The sequence below is a fragment of the Streptomyces sp. NPDC015144 genome (assembly GCF_043079735.1).
Classification (GTDB): domain Bacteria; phylum Actinomycetota; class Actinomycetes; order Streptomycetales; family Streptomycetaceae; genus Streptomyces.
Genome location: NZ_JBIBUU010000045.1, coordinates 1 through 8,660, shown reverse-complemented (window position 1 = coordinate 8,660; position 8,660 = coordinate 1). Strand labels below are relative to the sequence as shown.

General features: G+C 73.9%; 7 protein-coding genes. 3 read left to right on the top strand and 4 right to left on the bottom strand.

Annotation, left to right across the window (positions count from 1 at the left end):
• Window positions 1–133: 133 nt before the first annotated feature.
• The 3 genes from ACF08W_RS34880 (at window position 134) to ACF08W_RS34870 (ending at window position 2,975) form a co-directional block, all read left to right on the top strand.
• Window positions 134–1,372: a styrene monooxygenase/indole monooxygenase family protein gene (locus ACF08W_RS34880; protein ID WP_385218367.1), complete on the top strand. Its 1,239-nt coding sequence runs from the start codon at window positions 134–136 to the stop codon at window positions 1,370–1,372.
• Window positions 1,373–1,648: 276 nt separating this feature from the next.
• Window positions 1,649–2,209 (top strand): hypothetical protein, encoded by a 561-nt coding sequence (locus ACF08W_RS34875; protein WP_392281757.1) that lies wholly within the window; start codon window positions 1,649–1,651, stop codon window positions 2,207–2,209.
• A 118-nt stretch (window positions 2,210–2,327) separates the two neighbouring features.
• Window positions 2,328–2,975, top strand: a complete 648-nt coding sequence (locus ACF08W_RS34870; RefSeq protein ID WP_392281756.1) for a DUF6518 family protein — start codon at window positions 2,328–2,330, stop codon at window positions 2,973–2,975.
• A 94-nt stretch (window positions 2,976–3,069) separates the two neighbouring features.
• On the opposite strand, the gene ACF08W_RS34865 is transcribed toward ACF08W_RS34870, so the two are convergent.
• The 4 genes from ACF08W_RS34865 to ACF08W_RS34850 form a co-directional block, all read right to left on the bottom strand.
• A complete protein-coding gene (locus ACF08W_RS34865) occupies window positions 3,070–4,203 on the bottom strand; it encodes an NlpC/P60 family protein (protein WP_392281755.1) in 1,134 nt (377 codons plus the stop codon).
• Window positions 4,204–4,554: 351 nt separating this feature from the next.
• Window positions 4,555–7,203 (bottom strand): PQQ-binding-like beta-propeller repeat protein, encoded by a 2,649-nt coding sequence (locus ACF08W_RS34860; protein ID WP_392281754.1) that lies wholly within the window; start codon window positions 7,201–7,203, stop codon window positions 4,555–4,557.
• A gap of 83 nt (window positions 7,204–7,286) precedes the next feature.
• Entirely contained in the window at window positions 7,287–7,553 is a 267-nt protein-coding gene (locus tag ACF08W_RS34855; RefSeq protein ID WP_392281753.1) for a hypothetical protein, read from the bottom strand.
• A gap of 205 nt (window positions 7,554–7,758) precedes the next feature.
• On the bottom strand, window positions 7,759–8,511 hold the full coding sequence (locus tag ACF08W_RS34850; RefSeq protein WP_392281752.1) for a TetR/AcrR family transcriptional regulator: 753 nt from the start codon (window positions 8,509–8,511) through the stop codon (window positions 7,759–7,761).
• Window positions 8,512–8,660 lie beyond the last annotated feature (149 nt).

The following is an 8,660-nucleotide window of genomic DNA, read 5'->3' as shown; positions in this document are numbered from 1 at the left end:
TCGGAGCGACCCTCCGCCTTGCGATCGCACGCACCGGACACCGCACGGCCCGGCCTCCGGCCGGACGACGGCAGTTTGAAGACAGGTCCTAGGCCCTGCCTCAGACGTCCCAGACACAGCACGGAGAAGCGCGATGCGGAAGATACTCATAGTCGGAGCAGGTCAGTCCGGCCTCCAGCTCGCCCTCGGACTCCAGTCCAAGGGGTACGAAGTCACCCTCATGTCCAACCGCACCGCCGACGAGATCCGCTCCGGCCGGGTCATGTCCACGCAGTGCATGTTCCACACCGCGCTCCAGTACGAGCGGGACTACCAGCTCAACTTCTGGGAGTCCCAGGCCCCGCGCATCGAGGGCCTCGGCGTCTCCGTCGCGGCGCCCGACTCCTCGCGCGCCGTCGACTGGGTCGGCAAGCTGGACGGCTTCGCCCAGTCCGTCGACCAGCGGGTCAAGATGGCCGGATGGATGGAGACGTTCGCCCAGCGCGGCGGTCAGCTCGTCATCCACGGCGCGGCCGTCTCGGACCTCGACTACTTCTCCCGCGCCTACGACCTCGTGCTGGTCTCCGCGGGCAAGGGCGAGCTGGTCTCCATGTTCGGCCGGGACGCCTCCCGTTCGCCGTTCGACGCCCCGCAGCGCGCTCTGGCCGTCGCGTACGTCCACGGGATGGGCCCGCGCCCGGAGCACCCGGAGTTCGACGCGGTCCGCTGCAACCTGGTCCCCGGCGTCGGCGAGCTCTTCGTGATGCCGACCCTGACCATCTCCGGGCGCGCCGACATCCTGTTCTGGGAAGGCGTCCCCGGCGGCCCGGTCGACGTCTTCCGGGGCATCAAGGACCCCGCGGAGCACCTGGAGACGACCCTGGCGCTGATGGAGAAGTTCCTCCCCTGGGAGTACGCCCGCGCCACCAAGGTCGAACTGACCGACGCCAACGGCACCCTGGCGGGCCGGTACGCTCCGACCGTGCGCAAGCCGATCGGCCGACTGCCCGGCGGCGGTCTGGTGCTCGGCGTCGCTGACGTCGTCGTCGCCAACGACCCGATCACCGGCCAGGGCTCCAACTCCGCCTCCAAGTGCGCCAACGCCTACCTGGACTCGATCGTCGAGCACGGCGACCGCGAGTTCGACGAGGCATGGATGCAGGCCACGTTCGACCGCTACTGGGACACCGCCCAGCACGTCGTGAAGTGGACCAACGCCATGCTCGGCGTACCGCCCGAGCACGTACTGAACCTGATCGGCGCCGGCGGCCAGCTCCAGCCGGTCGCCGACCGCTTCGCCAACGGCTTCAACGACCCGGCGGACTTCGAGAACTTCTTCTTCGACCCGGAGAAGACCAACGCCTACCTGGCCGAGGTCTCGGGCGCCGCGTAGGCGTCCCACCTGCGGAGCAGCGGTCGACGCTGGTGAACGTCGGTGCCTGTGGGCCGTCCTCGGACGGCCCACGGGCGGCCCGGCCGTCGGCCGAGGCGGGGGTGTGGGGGCGGCGGGCTCACAACGCCCGCAGGATGGGCCCCTGGGAGCCCCCGCGGGGGTGCTGTACCCCGAGAGCGCCGGTCGTTGAGCGGCCCAACCCCTAAGGCGGCCCTCCGGGTGCGCCCGGGGATCATCCCGATACCTCATGACCAGGTCGGCCGACACCGTATGGGCATGACCTCGATGCCGCGCGGAACCCGACCGCTCTCCGTCCTCATCCCCTTCCTGCTGCTGTGCTACGGCGTGCTGCGCCTGATCGACGGCATGGACGGCGACCACGGCCCGGGGACGGCCTGGAACCTCGGCCACACGTTCTTCCTCGCCGCCTTCCTCCTGCTCGGCGCCTTCGTCGTGGAGCTGCGCCGCCTCGTTCCCGCGACCACCGCCCGGACCCGAACCGCCGCCGGTGCCGCCGTGATCGGCGGAGTGTTCGGCGCGGGCTGTTTCGTGTGGGTCATCCTCGGCGACCTGTTCCCCGGCCTGGCCGACTCCGCCCCGCTGCCCGACCTTCTCAAGCTTGCAGGCCCGCTCGCCTTCCAGCTCGGCCTGCTCACCCTGCTGATCATGCTGGCAGCCGTACGGCCCAGGCGGCTGCCCGTGTGGAGCCCGGTGCTCGTGTTCGTGTCCTTCGCCCTGATCACGGTCGACCTCGACCTGATCCCGCTCGCGGCCGTCGGCCTCATGGCCGGCCTCGCACCGCTGGCCCGCGACCGCGCACTCCGTACAGCGCCGTAGGCCCCTGTCACGTCAGCGCCCGCAGGTCGGGGGAACGTACCGCCGACGCCACGCATCCTTACAACTGCACCAAGCGGTGTGAGCCACGCAGCCCTCGACAGACGAAGTGAGCACCACCATGAGCGCGTCCCCGGTCATCGCCTCAGTGCCCGGTACGAGTGGAAGATCCTGGGCCTGCGCGACAGCGTCGGCATGCGTCGGAGGGATCCTTCTCGGCGTCCTGACCAACCTGCTCCAGGGCTGGCTTCCGGGTGCGTGGAATCAGATCGTCAACTCCGGTGGGGTCTGGTCCGTCGCCGCGTTCGTCGCGGGCGCGCTGGTGGCCCGGAAGGCCGGCTTGTCCACGGCCGTCGTCGCGGGCCTGCTCGCCGAGTCCGGTCTCGTCGTCGGCTACTACGGCTACGCGGAGGTCGGCCGCGACGGCATGGGCTCCCTGTTCGCTCCGCTCGTCTGGCTCGGCATGGCGTTCGTCGCCGGTCCCCTCTTCGGGGCGGCGGGCTTCGGGTGGCGAGGGAGCAGCCCTCGCCACCGTGTCATCGGCCTTGCCGCGCTGGCGGGCGTCTTCGGCACGGAAGCCATCCACTACGGCTGGGTTCTGCACTACGCCCCTCAGGCGTGGGCCTGCCTCGCCATTCTGGTTCTCGTCCCCCTGCTCATGGGCCGCACCCACAGAGAACGGGCGCTGGCCCTCCTGACCGCCGTTCCCTTCTCGCTGCTGGCCTATTTCGTCTTCTACGAACTGATCCTGACGACACTCCTCGGCTGAGAACGCGCGGGGGACGGGGGAGCGCCCGCAGCCGTAGGGGTACGGGTCGGCCCCGCCACCGTCCCGCCCGTCGCGGTCCGCCGTCCCGGCGGCCTCAGCGCCTCGGGGCGGACGAGGAGCCGTACCCCGTGTGCGAACCCGAGGCGGCGCCCGAGGGGAGCCTCGGCAGCCGGTACGCGGACAGCGGGGCACTGCCGGGGTCGGGGCGTACCGCGCCCAGCAGCGGGTTCGATCCCATCGGCGACACCTTCACCCGCGAGCCCGGCCGGGGCGCCTGCACCACCAGCCCCTTGCCGATGTACAGCGCCACATGCGTGGCCTTCGGGAAGTAGATCACCAGGTCCCCCGGGCGCAGCGCGTTCACCGGGACCTTCCGCAACTGCCGCCACTGCTCCTGGGAGGTCCTCGGGATGGGGCGGCCCGCCTTCGCCCAGGCCCGCGAGGTGAGCCCCGAGCAGTCGAAGGAGTTCGGGCCCTGCGCGCCCCACACGTACGGCTTGCCGATCTGCTCGATCGCGTACGCCACCGCCCGGCGGCCCGCCGCCGACGGCCGCCCGGTCGAGGACAGCGCTCCCGAGGCGGCCAGGGCGCGCTGCGCCTGCGTCGTCTGGCGCTGCTCCAGCCGGGACAGCGCGCCGAGCTGACTGCCGGAGAGCGACGCCAGCATCGTCTCGACGTTCTTGAGCCGGGACCGGACCGCGTCCCGCTGTTTCTTCCGCTTCGACACCAGCGTCTGCTGCCGGTCCAGCGCCGCGCGGGACTCGGCGGCCAGCCGGTCGGCGCGCTTCTCGGCACCGGTGAGCCGCTGCACGGCCGCCGTCCGTACGGTCGCCGCGCGCCGGATCAGATGCTCCTGGTCCAGGAGGCCCTCGGGGTTCCGGGACATCAGCAGTTGCAGATACGCGGAGAAGTCGGACCGGCCCTGGTACTGCTCCCGGGCGAGCCGCCCCACCGCGTCACGGCTGTCGGCCAGCGCGGACCGGGCGGTGACGAGCGCGGCGTCCAGCTTCTTCACCTGCGCCTTGCGCTGCTTCAGCTCCGCCACGGTGCCGTTGTACGCCTCGGTGGCCTCCTCGGCCTGCTGATACAACTGCCGCATTTCTGAAAGTAGTTGGGCGACACTCTTGTTCCTCGGGGTGACCGGCACGGGGGCGGCGACGGCCGCCGGTGCGAGGACGACCGCAGCCAGGGCCGCGGCACAGACCGTGCGGGAGACTCCACCTGGCATGACACACCTCCGGCAACGGGGCGATCATGGGACTACCCCATAAGTGAGCGCAACGAGACAATACGGTCACTCGATGTCGGAGGATTCAAGAACCGTGGCGCGTGGCGCCGGGCGGATTCGCCCGGAAGGGCGCGGGTGTCGAGGTGGGGTGCCGAGCTTTCGGGGGCGTGCCTGCCCGACCGGGCCTACGCGACGTTCCTGTCCACCGTGGTCGTCGGCGCATACGCCCGGTCCGGAGCGGGCGACGTGATCGGATCGCACCCGCCCCGGAGTGACGTACGGATCCGGCCGGTGTGACCCGCCGCCCCGGTCGCATCGCGCGTGCGGCCGCGACCGGGGCGGGGCGGGGCCTCAGTCGACCGGGAAGGCGTAGAAGATCCGGTCGCGCTGGACCACGGCCGTGCGGTCGGCGGGCAGGACGCGGTACGGGGCGGTGACCGTGGGGCCCTTGGGGTCCTGGGCGCCGATGTCCTGGAACTTCCACAGTCGTCGGCCGTCCGCCGAGGCGAAGGCGGTGACCTGGGAGGCGTCCGCGGCCAGCAGTGTTCCGCCGCCCGCGCTGAGGGTGACGGCGGGGGCCGCCGTGCCGATGGCCGCCTCCGTGGAGCGCCGCCAGCGCAGCCGTCCCGTCTCCCGTTCGACGGCGCCGACCTCCTGGTTGCGGCTGGTGACGTGCAGCACCGTCCCGGAGACGACGGGGGTGCCGAACGGGGCCCCGCCGGTGCCGTTCAGCGTCCACTTCGGCTTGCCGCCCGGGGTCTCGAACGCCTGGAGGGCGTCGCCCACCGCCTCGTACAGCAGTCCCCGGTCGTCTCCCGCGACCGCCGCGTCCGGCGCGACCGAGCCGAACGAATGGTTCCACTGCGGCTTCCCGGTCTTCCGGTCGAAGCTCCGGAAGACCGCCTTGCCCTTGTCGGCCTTGACCTGGCCGGGGGCGAGCGTGGCCGAGGTCTGCCGCACGACCACGCCGTCCCCGCGGACCGCGACCAGCCGGTGGACGGGGGTGGCGGTGCCGCGTCCGGCGGGTACCGGGGTCCGCCACAGCTGGGCGCGGCGGGCGAGGTCGTAGCCGAACAGGTACGCCTTGACGACCCGTTGGTCCTTGCCGCGCTTCTTGCCCTTCTTCGGCGGCGGAGCCTTGACCGTGACCGTCTCGGTGGCGGTGAACCACAGCTCCGTCCCCGACGCACCGGTCACCGACGGGGCGGCGAGCGACGGCGTCTCGGGGGAGAGCTCCGCGAGGGCCGCCCGGTGCACGGTCTTCCCGTCCTTCGGTGACAGCCAGAGGAACGCGGACGGGGTCGCCACGAAGCAGAAGTCCTGCCCGGCGTCCGGTACGGCCCGGCCGCCGGCCGCGTCCTTGTTCTCCCAGATCCGGCGCCCGGTCCGCAGGTCGACGGCGGACGCGCCGGACTCGCCGGTCAGCACCAGCAGCCGCTTGTTCCAGACGGTGGCGGTGAGCGACGCCGCGTCGGCCTCCGGGTGCGTGTACACCCAGCGGGGCTGCGGCGGCAGGCCCGCGACGGTGGGGCCGCCGTGGCTCGGCGAGGGCCCGGCTTTGTCGTCGGTGTCCCCGTCGCCGCCCGCCAGTGCGAGCGCGCCGCCCCCGCCGACGAGCAGCCCGGCGGCCCCGGCGGCGAGCCCGATGAACAGGCTCCGCCGCCCGACATCCGAAGCGGCGGAGGAGGGCGGGGCGGCGGGGCGGGTGCCCAGCGGGACCGGAAGCGGCCGGGGGTCCGCCGCGCCCGGCGACGCGGGCAGGGCGGGCAGGGCGCTGGTGGACTGCGGCCCGGCCGGTACGGGGGAGAGCCCGGCGGGCAGCGCCGGTACGGGCCCCGAGGACGGGACCGCAGGAAGCGCCGGGGACGCCGGTGGCAGGGCGGGGCGGCCGGTCAGCTCCTGGGGGACGGCCAGTTGGGTCGTGGGCCGGTCTGTCGCCGGGGCCCGGTGGGCGATGTCCCCGAGCTGGGCGGTCCGGGTGTCCGCGGGCGGTGCGGCGGCGGGCACGGAGGCTTCGGCGGCCCCGGACGCCTCTGCGACGGGTGCTTCCGGTGTTCCCGTCGCCTCCGTCGCCTCCGTCGCCTCGATCCGCTCACCGGACGCGACGACCTCCCGTACGCGCATCCCCTGCTCCGCCACCGCGGCCGCCGTCGCGTCCGGCAGCCAGCCGTCCTCCGCCGACTCCGCCGCGCCCCCGGGGGCCAGCTCGGCCGCGATCTCCTCGGCGCTCGGCCGGGCGGCCGGGTCCTTCTCCAGGCAGCGGGCGATCGGACCGCGCAACTCCGCAGGGACGGCGCCCAGTTCGGGGTCGGTGCGGGCGATCCGTTCGGCGCCCTCGGCGGCCGGCCCCTCGGCGAGCGGGGTCGTGCCGGTCGCCGCGTACGCCAGCAGCAGGCCCAGCACGAAGAGGTCCGAGGCGGGTCCGGGCTCCTCGCCCTCGACCTGTTCCGGCGTCAGATATCCGAGCCGTACCGACAACTGGCCGCCGGGGCCCGCCGACGCGTCGACCGCCGCCCCCAGCGGGCCGAAGGCGATCAGCCGGGGCCCGTCCCCGGCCAGCAGCACCGTGTGCGGGGCCAGCCCCTGGAGCACCGCCCCGGAGGCGTGCACCCGCGCCAGGACCTCGGCGAGCCCCGCGCCCAGCACCCGCACGGCCCGCTCGGGCAGCGGTCCGGTCGTCCCGATGACCTCCGCCAGGGTCAGCGCGGGCAGATACGGGGCGGCCGTCCACTGCAACTCGTCGGCCTCGCCGTCCGGCCCGTCCGGCGAAGGCTGGACCCAACTCCCGGCCAGCTCGCGCGCGGTGCGGGCCTCCGCCTGGAAGCGGCGCCGGAAGACGGGCTGCGAGGCGAGTCCGGTACGGGCCGCGGTGACCACCACCGCGTCGTCCCCGGTGGCCCCGCGCGCCAGGTACAGCACACTGCCCGCGGTCGTGCGCAACCGCGCGAGCACGGTGTACGGGCCGAAGCGGCGTGGATCGTCCTGACGCAGCGCCTCCATGGCGCACCCCCTCGCTGACCGTCCCTGGGCACCAGAGCGTCGATCCTAGGGGGTACGGGCGGCCGTCTCCGCTACCGGGCCCGTCAGTCCGGCTTGGACCAGGGCCACTTGAGGGTGCGGCGCTCCCGGCCCTCCGGGACGTACTCGTACACCCAGCCGCGCTGGATGCCCAGCCGCTTGGAGTAGCCGGCCGGGGCCCTGCGGTACGCGTGCACCGTGGCGGGCCCGCCGTCGGCGGACGGTACCGGGACCTCGTACCACTTGGGCGGGTGACCGGTCGGGCCGACCAGCACGGGCAGCACCCGGCCGTCCAGGGGGCCGCCGGTGAAGGCGGTGTTCTCGCTTCGCACCGCCCCAGTCTGACCGATGGGCCCGCACCCGGCAGCGGTCGGCCCGCCGAGTCCGGGAGTGGGCGGCCCGTCCGCCCACGCGACAGTCCGCCCGTACGCCCGTCTGCCCGTCGGCCGGTCCCGGACGGCGGGCGGCCCGCCCGGGGCGGACCCGTCGCCCGTCCCGGTCCGTCAGCGGTCCCGACCGGTCAGCCGTCCCGGCCGGTCACCGCCCGGCCCCCGGCAGCAGATGGCCCGCCCCGCCGAGCACCGGGCCCAGGCCCTGGGCCAGGCGGCCCGCCGGGCCCTCCGGCCGCTCCAGCGGCAGCAGCGCCGCCAGCACCTCCGCGGTCTGCGGGTCGCTCGCCGCGGTCGCGGCCAGCAGTGCCATCAGATGGTCCACCAGCCAGTCCCGCAGCTCCGACGCGGCGGGCCGCTTCTCCTCGTCCAGCCAGATCAGGGACGCCGCCTCGACCGCCGCGATCCAGGTCCGCACCATCATCCGCAGCCGGGGGCCCGGCTCGGACCGTTCGCCCAGATGGCGCAGGATCTGCTCGGCCGCCGCCCGCCGCACCTCGTCGACGATCGCCGACGTGCGCGAGGTCCCGACGACGCCGCCACCGCGCAGCAGCGCGCTGAACCCGGTGTCGTGCTCGTCGACGAAGGCGAGGTAGCGGTCCAGTACCCGCGTCACCCGCTCGGTGGGCGGTCCCACCGGAGGCTCGGTGAAGCAGAGGATCAGCTCCTCGGCCGCCGAGCGCAGCGCCGCCTCGTACAACTGCTGCCGCCCGCCCGGGAAGTAGCGGTAGACGAGCGGACGGGAGACCCCCGCGACGCTCGCCACCTCGTCGAGCGAGACCTCGTCGGGGGCCCGGTGGGCGAAGAGGGAGAGCGCCGCGCCGAGCAGTTGGGCGCGGCGCTCCTCGACGCTGAGCCTTCGGTACGCACGGGCCGGTGACGCGGCGGCGACAGGGGTCATGACCAAAGCCTAGGGCCTTTCGTCTGGATCACGCCGGGTTCGCGTGCCCCGGCACGCACGCTCGCCGCGTTGTCGTCGGTCGCCGACGCTCCGCGTCGTTTCCCTCCTCCGCCTTGCGATCGCACGCACCGGACCCCGCTCACTGATCC

Excerpts from the sequence above, each read along its gene's own strand:
- ACF08W_RS34875 (WP_392281757.1), top strand. The coding sequence starts at position 1,649 with ATGACCTCGATGCCGCGCGGAACCCGACCGCTCTCCGTCCTCATCCCC.
- ACF08W_RS34850 (WP_392281752.1), bottom strand. The coding sequence starts at position 8,511 with ATGACCCCTGTCGCCGCCGCGTCACCGGCCCGTGCGTACCGAAGGCTC.
- ACF08W_RS34870 (WP_392281756.1), top strand. The coding sequence starts at position 2,328 with ATGAGCGCGTCCCCGGTCATCGCCTCAGTGCCCGGTACGAGTGGAAGA.
- ACF08W_RS34880 (WP_385218367.1), top strand. The coding sequence starts at position 134 with ATGCGGAAGATACTCATAGTCGGAGCAGGTCAGTCCGGCCTCCAGCTC.
- ACF08W_RS34860 (WP_392281754.1), bottom strand. The coding sequence starts at position 7,203 with ATGGAGGCGCTGCGTCAGGACGATCCACGCCGCTTCGGCCCGTACACC.
- ACF08W_RS34865 (WP_392281755.1), bottom strand. The coding sequence starts at position 4,203 with ATGCCAGGTGGAGTCTCCCGCACGGTCTGTGCCGCGGCCCTGGCTGCG.